This window comes from Pseudomonas sp. dw_358 (assembly GCF_018449655.1).
Taxonomy (GTDB): domain Bacteria; phylum Pseudomonadota; class Gammaproteobacteria; order Pseudomonadales; family Pseudomonadaceae; genus Aquipseudomonas.
Map to the genome: position 1 here is coordinate 342,234 of NZ_JAAVUX010000001.1, position 20,805 is coordinate 363,038.

Here is a 20,805-nt window from a genome sequence, read left to right on the forward strand (position 1 = left end):
GTATTGCCACTTTCGGTGACATCCGCAGCGGCTGAATTTCGCACAACCCTCGCAAAATAAAGCATGGGGCCGACGGGCCCAGGTATTGCATACCTGTATATACAGGCTTATATAGGCTACCTAAATTCCCCACTCAGGACCCATGCCATGCCAGCGTCCCTGCTTATCCAACCCGGCCATTTCGATCTCGACCAACTGCGTGCCATCTACCAGCACCAGGCGCCTTTCGAACTGGACCCGAGCGCCCGTGACGTCGTCGCTGCCAGCCAGCAGACGGTCAGCGACATCATCGCCAACCAGCGCACGGTGTACGGCATCAACACCGGGTTCGGCCTGCTGGCACGCACCTCGATCCCCACCGAGTCCCTGGCCAAGCTGCAACGCAACCTGTTGCTGTCCCACTGCACCGGCACCGGGCCGTTGCTCGACGACGCCAGCGTCGGCCTGATCATTGCCCTCAAGGTGGCCTCGCTGGCTCGCGGTTTCTCTGGTGTGCGCTGGGACATCATCGACGCGCTGGGCAAACTGTACGCGGCCAAGGTCTACCCGTGCATTCCGTCCCAGGGATCGGTGGGCGCTTCCGGCGACCTGGCCCCGCTGGCGCACATGTCGGCAGTGTTGATCGGTGTCGGCCGCGTGCGCCATGAAGGCCGCGAGATGGATGCGGTCGAGGGCCTGGCCCTGGCCGGTCTGAGCCCGATGGTGCTGGGCCCGAAAGAAGGCCTGGCGCTGATCAATGGCACACAGGTGTCCACCGCGTTGGCCCTGCGTGGCCTGTTTGCGGCCGAGAAGCTGTTCTCGGCCGCCGTTGTGGCCGGCAGCTTGACCGTAGAAGCTCTGAAAGGCTCCGACGTGCCCTTTGATGCGCGCATTCAGGCGGTCCGTGGCCAGCCGGGCCAGATTGCCGTGGCGGCGTTCTACCGCGAGCTGCTGGCCAACAGCGAGATCCGCGAATCCCACCGCGACTGCGGCCGCGTGCAAGACCCCTACTCCCTGCGCTGCCAGCCCCAGGTGATGGGCGCCTGCCTGGACCATATGCGCTTCGCTGCCGGGGTGTTCCTGCGCGAAGCCAACGCGGTCTCGGACAACCCGCTGGTGTTCAGCGCTGACGGCGACGTGCTGTCTGGCGGCAACTTCCACGCCGAACCGGTGGCCATGGCGGCTGACGTGCTGGCCTTGGCCATTTCCGAAATCGGCGCACTGTCCGAGCGGCGCACCGCGCAACTGGTGGACCCGGCGATGTCTGGCCTGCCGGCGTTTCTGGTGCGCGAAGGCGGCTTGAACTCCGGCTTCATGATCGCCCAGGTTACCGCTGCGGCGTTGGCCTCGGAGAACAAGACCCTCGCCCACCCGGCGTCCATCGACAGCCTGCCGACCTCGGCCAACCAGGAAGACCACGTGTCCATGGCGACCTTCGCCGCGCGCCGCCTGCTGGACATGGCCGGCAACAGCAGCGCCGTGGTGGCCATCGAAGTGCTGGGCGCCGCCCAGGGGATCGACCTGCTGGCGCCGTTGCAGACGTCGGCCACCCTGGCCGAGGTGCTGAAAATGGTGCGGGCCGAAGTGCCCCATTACGATGAAGACCGCTACTTCGCCCCGGACATCGCGGCGGCGCGGGCCTGGGTTGAGGGTGGGGTGTTCGGGCGCTGGTTGCCGTTCGAGCGCTTGTACGAGGCTTGAACCACCTCGCACTATTCCCGTAGGACCGAGCCGGCCGCCGTAGCGGTTGCTCGGGAAACGACCACCGCGTTGCACCTGTTGCAACGGGGCGGTGATTCCCGAGCAACCGCTACGGCGGCCGGCTCGGTCCTGCAGGTTTGCAGATGACAAGGCTGCCGCAGCCATTACACATGCGACCTGAAACAGTGCATCCACTCCCCCGCCCTGCACAGCGAAAACGCCTCCACCCCCCGCCGATCAAGGCTTTCAGCTGTATATACCGGCTGGCACGCTAACTGCTTTCTAACAAAAGACTCAGCTCGTTTTCCCTGCGCCGATCAAGGAGTTATTCATGCAACTCGATTCCCGCTGCATCAAGACGTTTGGCAAGACCTTCAACAGCCTGTGCCTGGGGCTCGCGCTGGCGGGTGCAGCGCTGGCGGCCCATGCCGATCAGCTCGCGGACGTGAAAAAGGCCGGTGTGCTCACCGTCGGGACCGAACTGCAATTTGCCCCCTTCGACTTCACCGAGGCCGGCAAGCAGAAAGGCATGAACTCGGAGCTGTTCGCCGAGTTGGGCAAGGAGCTGGGGGTCAAGGTGACTTTCCAGGACCTGCCATGGCCCAGCGTGCTGCCAGGCCTTGAAGCGAAGAAATTCGACGTGGTCGCCGGCCCGATCATCGTGACCCAGGCGCGCAAGGACCGTTACCACTTCATGCTGCCGATCGCCGAAGCCACCGTGTCGCTGATGGCCGGGGCCAAGGACGGCAGCATCATGAAGCCGGAAGACATCGCCGGTAAGGCCGTGGGCGCGGGCAAGGGTTCGGCGCAGCTGGAAGAACTGAAAACCTTCGCCGCGACCCTGCCGCAGAAGGTCGACATCCGCGAATACGTCGACAACAATCAGGCCTACGCCGACCTCGCCGCCAAGCGCATTGTCGCCGTGGCCAACTCGTTGCCGAACATCTCCTACGTCGCCTCCCAGCGCAGCAACCTCTACAAAGTAGTGATGCCGCCGTTCGGCAAGAAATCCTACTTCGCCTTCCTCGGGCGCAAGGATGCCGACGCCGACAGCCTGATCGCCGCCCTCGACGCCGCCTTGCTGAAGATGCACGACGACGGTCGCCTGGCCGCGCTGCAAAAGAAATGGCTGGGCGCCGAAATGGACGTGCCCAAAGCTGACTTCACCCCAAGCTGGTAATTCGTCGAGCGCCTCATCGGCCCGCCCGGGCCGGTGAACAGCCTTGGAGTCGGAGCGATGTTCGATTGGCCGCTAGTGCTGCAAAACCTGCCGCTGTTGCTTGAGGCGCTGTGGGTCACGCTCCAGGTGTCGGTGGCAGCGCTGGTGATCGGCTTTTTCATCGGCATTGGCGTGGCCAGCATGCGCCTGTCGGCCGCGCCTTGGCTGCGCCGCTGCGGCGGCGCCTACATTTTCGTGTTCCGCGGCATTCCGCTGCTGGTGCAACTGCTGTTTGTCTACTACTTCCTGCCACGGGTGGGGATGCCCAATGTGTCGCCCATGACGGCGGCGGTGATCGCGCTCGCGCTGTGCTGCGCCGCTTACATCGCCGAAATCCTGCGGGGTGGCTTTCTGGCCATTCCCGCCGGCCAGTTGGAAGCGGCCGGGCTGCTGGGGCTCAGTGCCCAGCAGATGCTGGTGCGCATTCGGGTGCCGCAAGCGGTGCGCCTGACCCTGCCGGCGCTGGTCAATGAAATGATCCTGCTGATCAAGGCCTCGTCGCTGGTCTCGGTGGTGGGCCTGGCCGACCTGACGCGCACCGCGCAGAACATGGCCGCCAGTGATTACCTGTTCGTCCAGGATTACCTGATGCTGGCGGTGTTCTATTGCCTGATCAACATGCCGCTGGCCTGGTGCGGCAGCCGTCTGGAACGACGACTCAAGGAGCAGGGCGCATGATCTTCGACCCTCACGTCATAACCGATCATTTGGGCGAGATCGGCGACGGCTTCCTCGTCACCCTGGGCACCTGGAGCGGCGGTGTCGCATTGGGGTTGGCGCTGGGTTTGCTGATCGCCGTGGCGCAACTGTTCGGCAACGCGTTGCTGCGGGCGCCCTTGCGGGTGTTCATCGAGGTCATCCGCAGCACGCCGTTTCTGGTCCAGCTGTTTCTGGTGTATTACGGCGGGCCGGCCTTCGGCCTGAGCCTGGCGCCGGTGCCGGCCGGGGTCATCGGCCTGGGTATCTATGCCAGCGTTTATTTTGCCGAGGTGTTTCGCGGCGGCTTCGAGTCGGTACCGCGGGGTCAGCTGGAAGCGGCTGATTGCCTGGGCGTGACCCGCTGGCAGGCCATTGCGCGGATTCAGCTGCCGCAAATGATGGTGATCATCCTGCCAGCGATCATCAACCTGATCACGGTGATGTGCAAAGAGACGGCGGTGCTGTCGATCATCACCATTCCCGAGCTGACCATGGTGCTCACCGGCATCGGCTCGGAAACCTTCGCCTTCGTCGAAACCCTGCTGGTGTTGTGCATCGGCTATCTGGTGCTGGTCGAGGCCTGCTCGCGCCTCGGCATGTTCCTCGAGGCCCGAGCGGGCCGTTACCTGCAAAGACAACCGAGATGACTGCATGCTAACCCTCAATAACGTCGGCAAAAGCTTCGGCCCCTTGCGCGTGCTCAAGGGCATCGATCTCACCGTCTCGCGCTCCGAGGTGGTCTGCCTGATCGGCCCTTCGGGTTCGGGCAAGAGCACCCTGTTGCGCAGCATGGCCTTTCTCGAGGAATACGACGAAGGCGACATTCTGGTAGAAGGTCAACTGCTGGGCTGGCAGCCAGACAGCCTGAGCAGTGGCAAGCCGCGCAAGCGCGCCTCCCAGGCGCGGGTCAACCAGGTGCGCAGCAACATCGGCATGGTCTTCCAGCAGTTCAACCTGTGGCCACACATGACGGCGCTGGGCAATGTCAGCGAAGCCTTGCTGCGTGTGCGCAAGCTGCCGGCCAAGGACGCCCGTGAGCGGGCCCTGGCGATGCTGACCAAGGTTGGCCTGGGCCACAAGGGCGACGCCTACCCTTCCCAGCTGTCCGGTGGCCAGCAGCAGCGCGTGGCCATCGCCCGGGCCTTGGCCATGGAGCCGCAGATCATGCTGTTCGACGAGCCCACCTCGGCGCTGGACCCGGAACTGGTGGGTGAAGTGCTGCAAGTGATGAAAGCCCTGGCCAAAGAGGGCATGACCATGGTGGTGGTGACCCACGAAATGGGCTTCGCCGCCCAGGTGGCCGACTCGGTGGTGTTTCTCGACCACGGTGAAATTGTCGCCCAGGGCACGCCTCGGGAGATCTTTCACAACAGCGAACATCCGCGGCTGCAGCAGTTTCTGCAGAACTACCTGGACCGCAACGCCTTCTGGCAGGACAGCAAGGAGGACGTGCCAGCTTGAACCTTTCCCTGGCCCGTAACCGTTCATCAGCAGGATGCCGACCATGAAAACCCCGTCACAGGCCCTTTATCAGCAAGCCAAGGACTTTGTGCAGTCACGGTTGCGCGCCGGCGTGTGGAAACCCGGCGAGCTGATCCCTTCGGAAAACCGTCTGGTGGTGGAGCTGGGCATGTCACGCATGACCATCAACCGGGCCTTGCGCGAGCTGACCGAAGAAGGTCACTTGATGCGGGTCTCCGGGGTCGGCACCTTTGTCGCCGAAAGCCGGCCGCAGTCCAACCTGCTGCGCATCACCAGCATTGCCGACGAGATTCTTGCCCGAGGCCATCGCTACAGCTGCGAAGTGCTGCGCCTGAGTCGTGAAGCGGCCTCCATGAGCGTGGCGGCCTCGCTGTCGCTGCCCACTGGCGCCTCGGTCTATCACCTGGTGTGCGTGCACCTGGAAGAAGGCGTACCGGTGCAGCTGGAAGACCGCTACGTCAATCCAGAGCTGGTGCCTGACTTCATTGCGCAAAGCTTCGGCGAAAAGTTGCAGCCCTCGCGCTACCTGTTGCAGGTGCTGCGCCCGGATGAAATCGAGCACATCGTCGAAGCCGGACACCCCAATACCGAAGAGAGTCGCCTGCTGCACATCGAGCTGGACGAGCCGTGCCTGGTGCTGATGCGCCGCACGTGGAACGGGGCCAAAGTGGTGACCTACGTGCGCCTGGTGCACCCGTCGTCGCGCTACCGGCTGGGCAGCCGGATGGCGGCTAATGGGGCTTACCGCGAAGGGCAGTGAAAAATGACAAGCAAAAAAAAGGCGCCCTTTGCAAGGCGCCTTTTTTTCTGAATATGGTCGGGGTAAGGGGATTCGAACTCCTGACATCCTGCTCCCAAAGCAGGCGCGCTACCGGACTGCGCTATACCCCGGTACAAAAAAGGCACCCCGAAAGGCGCCTTTTCTGCTGCCCACCGGTGTTAATCGGTGGGGCTTTTTAAGATCTGATCCAGCGAACCGGAATCAAAAATGGTGGGTCGTGTGGGACTCGAACCTACGACCAATTGGTTAAAAGCCAACTGCTCTACCAACTGAGCTAACGACCCAAAAATGGTCGGGGTAAGGGGATTCGAACTCCTGACATCCTGCTCCCAAAGCAGGCGCGCTACCGGACTGCGCTATACCCCGTTTGAAATGTGGCTCCGTGACCAGGACTCGAACCTGGGACCCAATGATTAACAGTCATTTGCTCTACCGACTGAGCTATCACGGAACTATTCATTTCAGGTGTTGCATGTGTCGCTTACTGCAAGTCTCTTCGGCTTTCCCGCATCGCTGCGTTAGTGCCTCTGAGGCGCGCTATTCTACAATCTTCGCAACCTCTGTCAACCCTTAAATTGCTTTCAAGACACTGATTTGCAACTTTTTTTCAGATCACCGATGAAGCGGGGTGTTCTGCGGGTGACTTACAGCGGGGCGCACTTTACAAGCTGATGAAAGGAAATGCAAGGGGGTGTTTCGCTCTGTTGCAAGACCAAGCTTGCTCGGGAACGACGCGACGCGGTGGATTCGACCGACCGTGTCGTGCCTTTCCCGAGCAAGCTCGGTCCTGCAGGGGTGTTTAGACGAAGGTGATCTCGTCGCCTTGCACCGACCCGGTCACTGTACTCCCCGGCAAAAACTTGCCGGACAGGATCAACTGCGCCAGCGGGTTCTCGATCCAGCGCTGGATGGCGCGCTTGAGCGGCCGTGCGCCGTAGACCGGGTCGTAGCCGACCGCAATCAGCTTGTCCATGGCCTCATCGCTCAGCACCAGGTTGAGCTCGCGCTCGGTCAGGCGGCTGCGCAGGCGGCCCAGCTGAATCTGGGTGATGCCGGCGATCTGATCCCGCGCCAGTGGCTCGAAGATCACCACTTCATCGATACGGTTGACGAACTCCGGACGGAAATGCGAACCCACAGCATCCATCACGGCGGCCCGCTGGGCTTCACGATCACCCACCAGCTCCTGGATACGTGCCGACCCCAGGTTGGAAGTCATCACGATCACCGTGTTGCGAAAATCCACCGTACGCCCGTGGCTGTCGGTCAGGCGGCCGTCTTCCAGCACCTGCAGCAGCACGTTGAACACGTCTGGATGGGCCTTCTCCACCTCGTCCAGCAGCACCACCGAGTAAGGCTTGCGCCGCACGGCCTCGGTCAGGTAACCGCCTTCCTCGTAGCCCACATAGCCCGGCGGCGCACCGATCAGCCGCGCCACCGAGTGCTTCTCCATGAATTCCGACATGTCGATCCGGACCATGGCCTCTTCCGTGTCGAACAGGAACTCGGCCAGAGCCTTGCACAGCTCGGTCTTGCCCACGCCAGTCGGGCCGAGGAACATGAACGAGCCGCTGGGCCGGTTAGGGTCCGACAACCCGGCACGGGAGCGCCGCACTGCGTTGGCCACGGCGATGACCGCCTCGTTCTGGCCGATCACGCGCTGGTGCAGCAGGCTTTCCATTTTCAACAGCTTCTCGCGCTCGCCCTCGAGCATTTTCGAGACGGGAATGCCGGTCCACTTGGAGACCACTTCGGCGATCTCTTCTTCGGTCACCTTGCTGCGCAGCAACTGGTTCTCGGTCTTGCCATGCTGGTCGACCATCTGCAGGCTGCGCTCCAGGTCCGGGATCACCCCGTATTGCAACTCGGCCATGCGACTCAGGTCGCCACGACGGCGCGCACTCTCAAGTTCCTGGCGGGACTGCTCGATCTTTTGCTGGATCTGCGCCGAACCCTGTACTTCGGCTTTTTCCGAGGTCCAGATCTCTTCCAGGTCGGAATATTCACGCTCCAGACGGGCAATCTCTTCCTGAAGTTTTTCCAGACGCTTGATGGCGGCCTCGTCCTTTTCCTTCTTCAGGGCCTGGGATTCCACCTTCAGCTGGATCAGACGGCGCTCAAGACGGTCGAGCACCTCGGGCTTGGAGTCGATTTCCATGCGGATACGGCTGGCCGCTTCGTCGATCAGGTCGATGGCCTTGTCCGGCAGTTGCCGGTCGGTGATGTAGCGATGGCTGAGCTTGGCGGCGGCGATGATGGCGCCGTCGGTGATGGCCACCTTGTGGTGCACCTCATAACGCTCTTTCAGGCCGCGCAGGATGGCAATGGTGTCTTCCTCGCTCGGCTCTTCCACCAATACCTTCTGGAAACGCCGCTCCAGCGCCGCATCCTTCTCGATGTACTGACGGTACTCGTTGAGGGTCGTGGCCCCCACGCAATGCAGTTCACCGCGTGCCAGAGCCGGCTTGAGCATGTTGCCGGCGTCCATGGAGCCCTCGCCCTTGCCGGCGCCGACCATGGTGTGCAGTTCGTCGATGAACAGGATGATCTGGCCTTCCTGCTTGGACAGCTCATTGAGCAGCGACTTGAGGCGTTCCTCGAACTCGCCACGGAACTTGGCCCCGGCAATCAATGCGCCCATGTCCAGCGACAGCAGACGCTTGCCGCGCAGGCCATCCGGCACTTCACCGTTGATGATGCGCTGGGCCAGGCCTTCGGCGATGGCGGTCTTGCCCACGCCCGGTTCACCGATCAGCACCGGGTTGTTCTTGGTGCGGCGTTGCAGGACCTGGATGGTGCGACGGATTTCGTCGTCACGGCCGATCACCGGGTCCAGCTTGCCCTCTTCGGCGCGCTTGGTCAGGTCGACGGTGTATTTTTCGAGGGCCTTGCGCGACTCTTCATGGTTGGCGTCATTTACCGCTTCACCGCCGCGCAGGTTGTTCACGGCGTTTTCAAGGGCTTTCTTGCTGACGCCATGGCCGAGCAGGAGCTTGCCCAGCTTGTTGTTTTCATCGAGTGCGGCCAGCAACACCAGTTCGCTGGAGATGAACTGATCACCCTTCTGCTGCGCCAGGCGATCGGCCTGATTGAGCAGGCGCGCCAGGTCCTGGGACATGTTCACGTCGCCGGTAGGGTTCTGGATTTTCGGCAGGGCATCGAGCTCTTTGCTCAGCTCCTTGCGCAGATTGTTCACGTCGAAGCCGACCTGCATCAGCAGCGGCTTGACCGAGCCACCCTGTTGGTCGAGCAACGCCTGGGCCAGGTGCAACGGTTCGATGGCCGAATGGTCCATGCCCACGGCAAGCGATTGGGCATCGGACAAGGCTAACTGCAATTTGCTGGTCAAACGGTCTATACGCATGAGTCACCTTCCTGAGGGGCAGGCCGGAGCGATGAACACACCTTGATGAAGAAAACCTGCCAGAGATGGCTTATAGATGGGGGGATATGCGCAAGATTCAAGCGGGGCAAAGTGCCATGTCGGCGTGGGACCGCGATGAGGCCAGCCGCATCAATAAAGAATCAGGCCAGCCACACCAACGAAGCAAACCGACCGGCTGGATTGTTACGGCGATAGGAAAAGAACCGCTCGTCTTCAATGGTGCAGAGGCCACCACCATAAACAGCAGTCACCCCCACCGACGCCAGGCGAATCCGCGCCAGCTCATAGATGTCGGCAATGAATTTGCCCGGCTGTTCGCCGGCCACAAAAGCCCGTTGCGCCTGCGGATGGCTGGCCATGAAGGTCGCCCGCACCTCCGCGCCCACTTCAAAGTTGCGCGGCCCGATGGCCGGACCCAGCCAGACCAGAATCTCTGCGGGCTCAACGGCCAGGCTGGCCACCGTCGCCTCAAGCACGCCATTGGCCAAACCGCGCCAGCCCGCGTGCGCCGCCGCAACCTTGCTGCCGGCCCGGTCACAGAACAACGCGGGCAGGCAATCGGCGGTCATCGCCGCACAGGCGATGCCGGGCGTGGATGTCCAGGCACCATCAGCTTGCGCCACTACAGAAGGATCAGCCTCGACCACCTGCACACCGTGCACCTGGCTCAGCCAGGCCGGCTGTGCGCCCATGCAGGCGGCAAGGCGCCGGCGGTTCTCGGCCACCGCCAGCGGATCATCACCGACGTGATCGCCCAGGTTCAGCCCGGCATAGGCGCCGACGCTGACCCCGCCAGCCCGCGTGGTCACGCAAGCGCGAACACCGGCGGGCGCGGGCCAGTCTGGAATGATCAGTGTCGAGGTCAGCTCGCTCACCCGATGAACGCCTCGCGGTCCTGCTTGAGCAGCGACAGCAGCCAGACAAAGTCATCGGGCAGCGGCGTTTCCCAACCCATACGCTCACCGGTGGTCGGGTGATCGAGCTCCAGGAAGCGCGCGTGCAGCGCCTGGCGCGGGAAGGTTTTCAGCGCGTCGACCATGGTCAGACTGGCCGCCGGTGGAATACGGAAGCGGCCGCCGTAGGCCTGGTCGCCGACCAACGGGAAGTTGATGTACGACATATGCACGCGGATCTGGTGGGTCCGTCCGGTTTCCAGCTTGACCCGCACGTGAGTGTGGGAACGGAAACGCTCCAGCACGCGGTAGTGGCTGACAGCTGGCTTGCCGCCTTCCATCACCGCCATGCGCTGGCGCTGCTGGCCGTGGCGGCCGATGGGCGCGTTGATCTTGCCCCCGGCGGTAACCACACCGATGACGATGCACTCATAGATACGGCTGACCGAGCGATTCTGCAGCTGGGTGACCAGCTGGGTCTGCGCCTGAATGGTCTTGGCCACCACCATCAGACCGGTGGTGTCCTTGTCCAGACGGTGCACGATCCCGGCCCGCGGCACATTGATAATGTCCGGCACGTGGTGCAGCAGCGCGTTGAGCAGGGTGCCGTCGGCGTGCCCGACCGCCGGGTGCACCACCAGGCCGGCCGGCTTGTTGATCACCAGGATGTCGTCGTCTTCGTAGACGATATCCAGCGCGATGTCCTGGGCCACCCACTCACCTTGGGCTTCCTGCTCGGCTTTGAGCTCAAGCACGGCACCGCCATGAACAATGTCGCGTGGACGCAGTACACCACCGTCCACAGTCAGGAGGCCCTCCTTGATCCAGGCGGAAAGGCGCGAGCGAGAGTGCTCGGCGAAGAGTTGGGCGGCGACTTGATCAAGGCGTTGACCGCCCATTTCGGACGGCACCTCGGCGCTAAGTTGGATGATCTCGGACATACTCGGACTAGGCAACGGCACAGCCTTTGGTTTCGGCTGCACGCTTGTGGTTAAATACGGCGTCTTTTGCCCCGAGGGTTCCACGGGGTGCTCATCATAACAGGACGGCCACGCCCGAGACAGCGGCCGTTATAGGGACGCAAGCCGCCATGCAAGTGAAACACCTGCTGCTGATCGCCATCCTCGGACTCACCGCTGCCTGTTCGTCGAAAGGAGAGAAGGTCGACGAAAACCTCAGCGAAGTCGAGCTGTACCAGCAGGCGCAGGCCGACCTGGACAACCATAACTATTCCAGTGCCACGGCCAAACTCAAGGCCTTGGACTCGCGCTACCCCTTCGGCCGCTATGCCGACCAGGCCCAGCTCGAGCTGATTTACGCCAACTACAAGGACTCCGAGCCTGAAGCGGCGAAGTCGGCTGCCGAGCGTTTCATCCGCCTGCATCCACAGCACCCGAACGTCGACTACGCCTACTATCTCAAGGGCCTGACCTCGTTCGACCAGGACCGTGGCCTGGTGGCGCGCTTCGTGCCGCTGGACATGACCCGTCGCGACCCGGGTGCTGCCCGTGACTCGTACAACGAGTTCGCCCAGCTCACCAGCCGCTACCCCAACAGCCGCTACGCGCCGGACGCCAAGCAGCGCATGATCTACCTGCGCAACCTGCTGGCCTCCTACGAAATCCACGTGGCCGACTACTACCTGACCCGTCAGGCCTACGTCGCCGCCGCCAACCGTGGGCGCTACGTGGTGGAAAACTTCCAGGGCACCCCATCGGTGGGCGACGGCCTGGCGGTGATGGTCGAAGCCTATCAGCGTCTGCACATGGACGATCTGGCCGCGACCTCGCTGGAAACCCTCAAGCTCAACTACCCGGACAGCCCGAGCCTGAAAGACGGCAAGTTCGTGCCGCAACAGCAGGAAGCGGACAACCGCAGCTGGCTGACCCGCGCCACCCTGGGCCTGATCGGCAACAAGGACCCGCTGCCACCGGGTGAAACCCGCGCCAACCTCGACATCCAGAAGCAATACCAGGATGACAAGGACAACCTCCCCAAAGAGCTGCTGCAACCGGCTGACGGCGGCACGGCTGACAAGCCAGCTGAAGATGCTGCGCCCAAGAAGAAGCGTTCCTGGTGGAGCTATGCAACGTTCGGCCTGTTTGGCTGAGCGCTCATCTGCTGAAAAAGGCCCTTCGGGGCCTTTTTTGTTGCATGGCGTCATACGGATGGCGGCCATGTGCCAAACGCCCCTCTTGCCCGCCAACCAGCCCCCTCCTACACTGCGTCATCCTATCTAGCAAAGCTGGTCACCATGATTCGCCTACTGTTCTGGGTCGTCTTGATTTATGTCGCCGTGTGGGCCTGGCGCAAGTTCAAGGCCCCCGTTGCAAGCACCCGCAAACCCAACGCCGAAACCGCCCTGCCGATGGTCCGTTGTGCCCATTGCGGCCTGCACGTCCCCGACAACAGCGCCCTGCGCCAAGGCAACCTCTGGTATTGCAGCCAGAAACATCTGGAACAAGGCCCTGCCGCCAGTGGTCGCTGACCTGTTCGCACCCGGCGCGGTGCAGACCCGGAGAATGTTGCGGCTCTATCACCTGTACCGCCTGACCATCGGCATTGCCCTGGTGTTGCTGATTTCCAGCGAGATGGACAGCAAACTGCTGGAAGTGGCTAACGGCCAGCTGTTCCGCGTGGGCAGTTGGACTTACCTGATCCTCAACATCCTGGTGGTGGTACTGGCCAGCGTGCGCAGCCCCGCCCAGGTGTTCAGCCTCGCCCTGGCTGACGTGCTGCTGCTGGCCGGGCTGTTCTACGCCGGCGGCGGCACGCCCAGCGGCATCGGCAACCTGATGGTGGCCTCGGTGGCCATGAGTAACGTGCTGCTGCGCGGTCGCATCGGCCTGCTGATCGCCGCGGTGGCGACCATAGCCATCGTTTACCTGAGCTTCTACCTTAATTACATCCGCCTCGCCCACACCGCCGACTATGTCCAGGCCGGCACCCTGGGTGTGTTGTGTTTTGCCGTGTCATTCATGGTCCAGGCGCTGTGCCGGTTGCTGATCACCAGCGAAACCCTTGCCGAGCAGCGCGCCCACGACGTGACCAATCTGGAAGAACTCAACGGCGTGATCCTGCAGCGCATGCGCACCGGCATCATGGTGTTGGACGGCGAGCAGAATGTGCAGCTGGTCAACCAGGGCGCCGCCAAACTGCTGGGCAACGATGCCCTGACTGGAGAGCCGATCAACGCTCATGCCCCGGAACTCATCGAACGCCTGCAGCAATGGCAGACCAACCCGACCCTGCGCCTCAAGAGTCTCAAGTTCAAGCCCACCGGGCCGGCCGTGCAGGTCAGTTTCATCGGCCTGCGCGTACGTGAGCAGACCCAGACGTTGATCTTCCTTGAAGACCTCTCGCAGATCGCCCAACAGGCGCAACAGCTCAAACTCGCCGCCCTCGGCCGCCTGACCGCCGGCATTGCCCATGAAATCCGCAACCCGCTGGGCGCCATCAGCCACGCTGGCCAGCTACTGCATGAGTCCGACGAGTTGAGCGAGCCGGACCATCGCCTGACCCAGATCATCCAGGACCAGTGCAAACGCATGAACCTGATCATCGAGAACGTCCTGCAGCTCTCACGCCGACGCCAGGCCGAACCGGAAATGCTCGACCTCGCCCACTGGCTGGAGCGCTTCGTCGGCGATTTCCGCGTCAGCGCCCAAGGTCGGCAACACTTGCACATGTATGTGACCGACGGGCCACTTGAAACCCGCATGGACCCCCATCACTTGACCCAAGTGCTGGACAATCTGGTGCAAAATGGCCTGCGCTATAGCGGCCAGCAGAATGGCCAGGCACAGGTCTGGCTGAACCTGTTCGTCGAGCAGAGCAACGGCTTGCCGATCCTTGAAGTGCTGGACGACGGCCCGGGCTTCCCGAAGGATCAACTACAACATATCTTCGAGCCTTTCTTCACCACCGAAGTCAAGGGCACAGGTTTGGGCCTGTATATTTCCCGCGAGCTGTGCGAAAGCAACCAGGCCCACCTGGATTACCGCCCCCGTGAAAACGGCGGCAGTTGCATGCGCATTACCTTCGCCCACCCGCGCAGACTGAGCTGATCATGAGCCAACGGCAAAAAATCCTTATCGTCGACGACGAACCGGACATCCGCGAATTGCTGGAAATCACCCTCGGCCGCATGAAGCTGGACACCCGCAGTGCCCGCAACTGCAAAGAGGCCCGCGACTGGCTGGCCCGCGAGCCCTTCGACCTGTGCCTGACCGACATGCGCTTGCCCGACGGCACCGGTATGGAACTGGTGCAGCACATTCAATTGCGCCATCCCAATGTGCCCGTGGCCATGATCACTGCCTACGGCAGCCTCGACACTGCGGTCACCGCCCTCAAGGCCGGCGCCTTTGACTTTCTCACCAAGCCGGTGGACCTAGGCCGCCTTCGCGAGCTGGTGACCAGCGCACTGCGCCTGCAAGCGGCGCCCACCGCCGGTGGCGAACCCCTGATCGACGAGCGCCTGCTGGGCGACTCGCCGCCCATGCTGGCCCTGCGCAAGCAGATCCTGCGCCTGGCCCGCAGCCAGGCACCGGTCTATATCAGCGGCGAATCCGGCAGTGGCAAGGAGCTGGTGGCTCGGCTTATCCATGAGCAAGGCCCGCGCAGCGCCCTGCCCTTTGTGCCGGTCAACTGCGGCGCCATCCCGTCGGAGCTGATGGAAAGCGAGTTCTTCGGCCACCGCAAAGGCAGCTTCACCGGTGCCACTGAAGACAAGCCGGGGCTGTTTCAGGCGGCCAACGGCGGCACGCTGTTCCTCGATGAAGTGGCGGACTTGCCGCTGCCCATGCAGGTCAAGCTGCTGCGGGTGATCCAGGAGAAAGCCGTACGCGCCGTGGGCGGTCAGGCTGAAGTGGTGGTGGACGTGCGCATCCTCTGCGCCACCCACAAGGACCTCGCCGCCGAAGTCGCCGCTGGACGTTTTCGCCAGGACCTGTACTACCGCCTGAACGTGATCGAACTGCGCGTACCGTCCCTGCGTGAACGCCGCGAAGACGTCGAGTTGCTGGCAGGCCGGGTCTTGCAGCGCCTCGCTCAGGGCAGCGGCCTGCCGCCGGCCACCCTCAGCGCCGAAGCCTTGAGCACCCTCAAGGGCTACCGCTTTCCGGGCAACGTACGCGAACTGGAGAACATGCTCGAACGGGCGTACACCCTCTGCGAAGACGACTGCATCGAGGCCACCGACCTGCGCTTGAGCGATTCAGCCACCAGCAGCGAGGCCGGCGAACCGGACTTTGCCCAGATCGATAATCTTGAGGATTATCTGGAGAGCATCGAGCGCAAGCTGATCCTGCAGGCACTGGAAGAGACCCGCTGGAACCGGACGGCAGCGGCCCAGCGGTTGAGCTTGTCCTTCCGGTCGATGCGCTATCGGCTAAAAAAGCTGGGCCTGGATTGACCTTGACCTGAATGACCGAGCGGGAATGGCGATCAGCTTTCCCGCCGGCCCAACCGCACATCCGGCGCATAGGGCGCCGGATCAATGATCGGCTCATTGCCCAATACCAGATCGGCAAACAGCTGACACGAAGCCGGTGCCAGCACCAACCCATTGCGGTAATGCCCGCAGTTGAGCCACAACCCTTCGAACGCCGATACCGGCCCGATATAGGGAATCCCCTCCGGCGACCCCGGCCGCAAACCCGCCCAATGCCGCACCGGGGTGGCCCGCGCCAGCGCCGGTAACAATTCGGCCGCCGATATCTTCAGGCTTTCCAGCGCACTGAGGGTCGGCGTCTTGTCGAACCCTTCATGCTCCAGCGTGCTGCCCACCAGAATATGCCCGTCGCGCCGCGGGATCGCATAACGGCCCTTGGCCAGCACCATGCATGGCAGGAAATCCGCTGCGCATTTGTACAGGATCATCTGTCCCTTGACCGGCTCCACTGGCAGGCCGATGCCCAAGCTTTCCAGTAGCTCACCACTCCAAGCCCCAGCCGCCAGCACGACGCTATCACCCAGAACCTCCCCGGCAGCCGTGCGAACACCTTGGATGCGGCTACCGTCACGGACAAAGCCCAGCACCTCGCTGTGCTCTTCGATGCTGACGTTGGGCAGCGCGAACAAGGCCGCCTTGAGCGACTTGACCAGTCGCGGGTTGCGCACGTTGGCCACGTCGGCCATGTGGATCGCCCGGCGATAACCGGGGCCCAGCGCCGGGACGGCATCGTAGGCGGCCGAGATGTCGACAGCACTCAACGGACGGCGCTCACGACGAGCCCAGGCCAGCGCCTCGGCCTCATCATCCAGATCCAGCCAGTACAGGCCGGTGGTGTGCACTTCGGGATCGAGCCCGGTGCGCTGGAACAGACGCTCGCCCAGCTGTGGATAAAAGTCCTGGGACCAGTGGGCCAGGGCGGTCACGGCCGGGCTGTAGCGCCAGGGGTAGAGAGGCGAAACAATGCCGCCACCGGCCCAGGAGGACTCCTGACCGACGGCGTTGCGGTCGAGCAGGGTCACCCGGGCGACGTGAGGGGCCAGATTCAGTGCGGTCAGCAGGCCGATGACGCCGCCGCCGACGATTATTATATGGGCTTGGGTGGACATGGGGATCCCGGTAGAAAAAAGCGAGGGTTAGCGCCCCCAGCACGTGGCGACTGCGGTCGACCCGGTGTTGCTGCGCGCCCCGGTGTTGGTCAGGACGAAGTTGCCGCAGGTATCGTTGGCCATGATGCCACTGGCCACCGGTGTTGCGGTCAGGGTAAAGGTCGTGGCGGTACGCACGGCAATCACGGTGTAGGTGGCATTGCCTACCGGGTCAGCCGTGGTCAGGGTGGCATAACTGCCCGATTGCGAATATTGCCGTTCAAGGGCCTGGGCGCCTTGGGTCAACAACGCGACGATTTCGGCCCGTCGGGTGGTCTTTACGTGGTTGATGTAGTTGGGGTAGGCGATGGCTGCCACGATGGCGATGATCGCCACCACTATCATCAGTTCGATCAGGGTGAAGCCTTGGTTTCTAGTGCGCATGTCTGTTCTCGGTCACTGGATTTGCCGCCACATGATGCGACCGCCGCCGGTAGGCAGGTTTATGGTTGGGTTGTCCGGTGGACCACCGTCCGAAGTCTGTACCGTCGCTACCGCTAACGTCGATGAAATAGTAACAACTGCCGTCAAGGTCGGAATCCCGGAAGTGTAGATCTTGCCGCTTGATGCGACGTCGGCACTGGTCACCTTTTTGTCGCCATTGGTATCCAGCACAGCGGTCGTCAGTTCACCACCTGACAAAGCATCCAGAACTACTAACCGCCCGAACCCTTGGCTGGCACATGGATCGGTGGTGTCCACACCGGCGGTGGTGAAAAGAATCCGACCATAGAGATAGACGGCCTGATAGATAACTCGTTCGCCCACCAGTGTGTTGTTGTAGGTCAATGGCAAGTACCAGCCGTACTGACTGGTGTAATCGACTGTATTGGACGTAGTGGTCATGTAGGTACTGCCACTGGAGGTAAACGTCCCCGTGATGGCTTGTGCCGCGAGATTGCTGACGGTGTAGTTTCCGGCGCCCCCGTCCTTGTCCCACACGGCATAAAAGGCTTGGGTAGCGGTGGTGGTCTTGTCGACCGTCTCGTTGAACTTGCCAGTACCGAAATAGACCATGAGTCCGCTGGTGTTGTTATTGACCAGCAAAGGTTGTGCCGTGATGGGCTGGGAAGTCCCGCCCGGCGCCGTGAACAAAGGCTTGCCAGAGAACGCCACCCCCCAGGAACTGATCGAGGTGCTACTCAGGTCGAACTTCCACATGCGCCCTTTCAAGTCGCCCCCATAGGCCGCCTGAACGGTGCTGGTGGCGTCGACCTTGAGTTTCACCGAGGACAAGCCATTGCCACCGGTGGTTTCGCTGGCGTCGGCGACCAGTTCGGTGATCACCGCTCCGGTGGCGACATCGACAACATACAGCGCAGCATGTCCTGTGTAGCTACCGTAGCCGTTGGCGATGAACGCCGCCCAGCGGCCGTCTGGCAGCCGTGCGATTTCCGGCTTGGCGTAGGCATAGCCAAGGTCATTGAGCGCGTTGCTGGTGGTGGACGTGGCCGGTGCGCTGATCTCCCACAATGCCTTGCGCACATTGCTGTTGGCGGCATCGAACAGCTGAATGGCCGAGAAGGTCTTGCCGCCCGCGCCGGTGCCGTCGAATGCAACGGTTTTCCAGCCGCCATTGATCTGGACGTCGGCGACCGTGATCTGGCCATCGTTCAGGAATGTGTGCGAGGTCCCGTTGACATAACTGGTGCTGGACACGGTGTACAGCGTCGGTAGAGCGCTGGACGGCAGATAAGCGTAGAGCCGCGCCCCCGTGGCGGGGTTGATGACGTTGGTAAATCCGTCATTCGCATTGACCACCAGCACCGGGCTCATGTTCGTCGACTTGGTAGTCAGGTAGGTCGTGTAAGTCGTATCGGTAGTGGTGTTGGAAGCGGTCTGGGCGGTCGGTGCTACATAGCTCAAAGGCGAGTTGATGATGTCCCCCAACAGCACCGCACGAGTGCGCAGGCCAGTCTTGTTAGTGCCTTTGCTCCAGTTGATCAGGTCATTGCCGGTCAACCCTGTGGGTAGGTTGGCATTCAGGTAGCCCTGTTGGGTGGTAGTGAAACTCGCGTAAGCCAGGCTGATCACGGAAGTGCCGTTCCATGACTCGAACGTGGGCAAGGAAGATGCCGGAACGATGGTGGTGTCGGTAGTCCAGTTCAGCGTAGTGCCAACGGAGCCATCAGTGTTATACGGATACGCTCGGATGATTCCCCTCCAGTCGGTGGGATCGTACAACGTCTGGTAATACACAGTGCTGCTGGTCAGCGTGCTCGAACTGGAACTGCCCGCGCCGCCGGAACCGGACTTGGAGTTGATGCTACTCAGAGCGTTATTCAGTGCCGCTGCCAACGTCGACGCATCGCTGGCTTGATAGTAGGTGCCATGGCCATAACCGGCCGCATCGGACAGCATCTGCTGAGTCGTGGTGAAGCCTACGGTGTAGGTGAGCATGTTCTGCTGGGGAAAATCGGTGGCGTCCCAACTTTTGCCCGCTAGGTCAGTCCCGCTCGAGCGCATGTCGATGTCGTAGGCAAACTTGGCGATGTCATCCAGGTACAGCGTGTCACCCTCGCCGTCACCATTCAGGTTGTCGCCATCGTTGTTGATACCGTCCCAGTTCGGCAATGTCCGGGTTTCCGGTGACGCCAAGGCAGGGTCGCCCGTGCTGCTGTCCGCGGAAGACGTAGGAAAGGTCCGGTCATAGGTGGGCAAGCCGTCAGTGATCACCACGCCATAGTTCTTCTGACAGCGGTATTGGATTGGGCTGGTGTAGCGCACGCCACTGATGGTGGGGTTGTAATTGGAGAAGGGATACAGGCCACGCATGTACCGCGTGACCTCATAGTAAGTCTCGGCCAGCGGCGTGTTGGATGTGGCGCCCAACCCGGCGATAGATGTCAGCAGGTTGTTGTAGTTGGTGGTGGCCTGCGCGCCTGTGGTGGTAGAGGTGGCCTGCAGGTCACTGACCACCCGCGTGATGTTGCCCCCCGGCCCCGAGTCGCCGGTACGCGGAGCGTTGTAGGAGGCCAGACCGATGCGCAGTGAGGTGTTGGCCTTGACGATGGCCGTGGCGGCGTTGCGCGCCACGTTGATCCGGTAATCGTTGGGGATACTGCCGTCGGTGTAGTCCTTTGTGGTCCCCGTCATTTTGGCAATCAGGTAGGACATGTACTTCGCCGAGAGCCGCGTATTGCCGCCGCCCACCGGATCAGGAATGTTCAGGCAATACACACTGTTGGAACCGGCCACCTTGAAAGCCGAATAGTTGCTGTTTGAACACTCGCCCGAGGACAAGTTGCCCTGAAACAGATTCTCGTTGTCCATATCAAGAGCCGTGTTGTAGCTACAGGAGTACACCCCTCGATTGAAACCGCAGGAACTCGGCACATAGACCTGAGGGAAGGTGGCCGTCTGATCAAAATCGGTCGCGCGAATCAGGCTGTTCATGCTCCCGGAGTTATCCACCAGCAGCATCAGGTTGGGGGTCACGGCTGCCGCACTAAGCAGAGGCGACGCGGCCGGCGTGAAGGCCCACAGCGACCCGCTCAGGCACAGGGCGATCAACCCGAGCAGGCAGGCTCGGCCCTTGTTGATGAGCGCTCGGGCGTCAGCACTTGGCATAGATACTCTCCACAACTGAACGGCTGGCGCCGTAGACACCCACACCTGTAATGCGATACAGGGTGGGCAGCGTCGACCCGCAGCTTGTCGGCGTATTCACAGCCGTCGCCTGCGCCGGGCCAAGATTTTGCACCCCATAAAAGCCGTAGGGTGTCGCGACCCAGATGACTCCGTTGGTCCCCCCCCCCACCGCTAGAGCGGCCGAAGTCGAATCGGGCGGTGGCAAGCAATTTGCAGCCGGCGTGCATTTGGCCAACACATAGGCGGTGGCCGCCACGGCATTCTCCCCGACTCGCAGCGACGCCTCCGCAGCCTGAAAACTCTCATTCTTGATGCTCACACTGCCGGCCATTTTCTCCTGCATGGTGGCGTTCTGCATTGATGACACGCCTATAAGCGTGACGAGCAGCAGGAAAATCAGGGCGACAATCAGCACCACGCCCTTTTGGCGGTGGCTGAAGCATGGGGGTTGACGCCGACGCAAAGCGGCCAT

The 20,805-nt window shown here is 62.2% G+C and carries 17 protein-coding genes and 4 tRNA genes; 10 read left to right on the forward strand and 11 right to left on the reverse strand.

What is annotated here, in order from left to right; translation table 11 throughout:
- Positions 1–147 precede the first annotated feature (147 nt).
- The 6 genes from hutH to hutC all read left to right on the forward strand — a co-directional run bounded on the left by hutH (position 148) and on the right by hutC (position 5,840).
- Entirely contained in the window at positions 148–1,680 is a 1,533-nt protein-coding gene (gene hutH, locus HB675_RS01610) for a histidine ammonia-lyase (RefSeq protein ID WP_213875338.1), read from the forward strand.
- Positions 1,681–2,011: 331 nt separating this feature from the next.
- Positions 2,012–2,860 carry a transporter substrate-binding domain-containing protein gene (locus tag HB675_RS01615; RefSeq protein ID WP_213875339.1) on the forward strand — a complete coding sequence of 283 codons (849 nt, stop codon included), beginning with the start codon at positions 2,012–2,014 and terminating at the stop codon, positions 2,858–2,860.
- Between the two features lie 57 nt (positions 2,861–2,917).
- Complete coding sequence (locus HB675_RS01620) at positions 2,918–3,577, forward strand: amino acid ABC transporter permease (RefSeq protein ID WP_213875340.1); 660 nt, start codon at positions 2,918–2,920, stop codon at positions 3,575–3,577.
- Positions 3,574–4,245, forward strand: coding sequence for an amino acid ABC transporter permease (locus tag HB675_RS01625; RefSeq protein WP_213875341.1), 672 nt, complete (start codon positions 3,574–3,576; stop codon positions 4,243–4,245). The genes HB675_RS01620 and HB675_RS01625 overlap by 4 nt, the downstream gene beginning before the upstream one ends.
- 4 nt (positions 4,246–4,249) lie before the next feature.
- Complete coding sequence (locus tag HB675_RS01630; protein ID WP_213875342.1) at positions 4,250–5,059, forward strand: amino acid ABC transporter ATP-binding protein; 810 nt, start codon at positions 4,250–4,252, stop codon at positions 5,057–5,059.
- Positions 5,060–5,102: 43 nt separating this feature from the next.
- Positions 5,103–5,840: a histidine utilization repressor gene (hutC, locus tag HB675_RS01635; RefSeq protein ID WP_213875343.1), complete on the forward strand. Its 738-nt coding sequence runs from the start codon at positions 5,103–5,105 to the stop codon at positions 5,838–5,840.
- A gap of 54 nt (positions 5,841–5,894) precedes the next feature.
- On the opposite strand, the gene HB675_RS01640 is transcribed toward hutC, so the two are convergent.
- The 7 genes from HB675_RS01640 to rluD form a co-directional block, all read right to left on the reverse strand.
- Positions 5,895–5,971 (reverse strand) — tRNA-Pro (locus HB675_RS01640).
- A 98-nt stretch (positions 5,972–6,069) separates the two neighbouring features.
- Positions 6,070–6,145: transfer RNA gene (locus tag HB675_RS01645), tRNA-Lys, on the reverse strand.
- 5 nt (positions 6,146–6,150) lie between these two features.
- Positions 6,151–6,227 (reverse strand) — tRNA-Pro (locus HB675_RS01650).
- 9 nt (positions 6,228–6,236) lie between these two features.
- Positions 6,237–6,312, reverse strand: a tRNA-Asn gene (locus HB675_RS01655).
- Positions 6,313–6,660: 348 nt separating this feature from the next.
- On the reverse strand, positions 6,661–9,225 hold the full coding sequence (clpB, locus tag HB675_RS01660; protein ID WP_213875344.1) for an ATP-dependent chaperone ClpB: 2,565 nt from the start codon (positions 9,223–9,225) through the stop codon (positions 6,661–6,663).
- A 161-nt stretch (positions 9,226–9,386) separates the two neighbouring features.
- Positions 9,387–10,121, reverse strand: coding sequence for a peptidoglycan editing factor PgeF (gene pgeF / locus HB675_RS01665; protein ID WP_213875345.1), 735 nt, complete (start codon positions 10,119–10,121; stop codon positions 9,387–9,389).
- Positions 10,118–11,080, reverse strand: a complete 963-nt coding sequence (rluD, locus tag HB675_RS01670; protein ID WP_213875346.1) for a 23S rRNA pseudouridine(1911/1915/1917) synthase RluD — start codon at positions 11,078–11,080, stop codon at positions 10,118–10,120. The genes pgeF and rluD overlap by 4 nt, the downstream gene beginning before the upstream one ends.
- A 149-nt stretch (positions 11,081–11,229) precedes the next feature.
- Between rluD and HB675_RS01675 the strand changes: the two genes are divergently transcribed.
- The 4 genes from HB675_RS01675 (at position 11,230) to HB675_RS01690 (ending at position 15,555) form a co-directional block, all read left to right on the forward strand.
- Complete coding sequence (locus HB675_RS01675) at positions 11,230–12,249, forward strand: outer membrane protein assembly factor BamD (RefSeq protein ID WP_213875347.1); 1,020 nt, start codon at positions 11,230–11,232, stop codon at positions 12,247–12,249.
- Positions 12,250–12,393: 144 nt separating this feature from the next.
- Entirely contained in the window at positions 12,394–12,627 is a 234-nt protein-coding gene (locus HB675_RS01680; RefSeq protein ID WP_213875348.1) for a PP0621 family protein, read from the forward strand.
- A 34-nt stretch (positions 12,628–12,661) separates the two neighbouring features.
- Positions 12,662–14,206, forward strand: a complete 1,545-nt coding sequence (locus HB675_RS01685) for an ATP-binding protein (protein ID WP_213875349.1) — start codon at positions 12,662–12,664, stop codon at positions 14,204–14,206.
- 2 nt (positions 14,207–14,208) lie between these two features.
- Positions 14,209–15,555, forward strand: coding sequence for a sigma-54 dependent transcriptional regulator (locus HB675_RS01690; protein ID WP_213875350.1), 1,347 nt, complete (start codon positions 14,209–14,211; stop codon positions 15,553–15,555).
- A 32-nt stretch (positions 15,556–15,587) separates the two neighbouring features.
- On the opposite strand, the gene thiO is transcribed toward HB675_RS01690, so the two are convergent.
- The 4 genes from thiO to HB675_RS01710 are packed head-to-tail and all read right to left on the reverse strand — an operon-like array spanning position 15,588 to position 20,805.
- Positions 15,588–16,703 (reverse strand): glycine oxidase ThiO, encoded by a 1,116-nt coding sequence (thiO, locus tag HB675_RS01695; protein ID WP_213875351.1) that lies wholly within the window; start codon positions 16,701–16,703, stop codon positions 15,588–15,590.
- A gap of 27 nt (positions 16,704–16,730) precedes the next feature.
- Complete coding sequence (locus tag HB675_RS01700) at positions 16,731–17,126, reverse strand: type IV pilin protein (RefSeq protein ID WP_213875352.1); 396 nt, start codon at positions 17,124–17,126, stop codon at positions 16,731–16,733.
- Between the two features lie 12 nt (positions 17,127–17,138).
- Positions 17,139–20,312 carry a PilC/PilY family type IV pilus protein gene (locus tag HB675_RS01705; RefSeq protein WP_213875353.1) on the reverse strand — a complete coding sequence of 1,058 codons (3,174 nt, stop codon included), beginning with the start codon at positions 20,310–20,312 and terminating at the stop codon, positions 17,139–17,141.
- The gene (locus tag HB675_RS01710) at positions 20,299–20,805 is read right to left on the reverse strand and encodes a PilX N-terminal domain-containing pilus assembly protein (RefSeq protein ID WP_213875354.1); all 507 of its coding nucleotides are present in this window, start codon (positions 20,803–20,805) and stop codon (positions 20,299–20,301) included. Before HB675_RS01710 ends, HB675_RS01705 begins: the two co-directional genes overlap by 14 nt.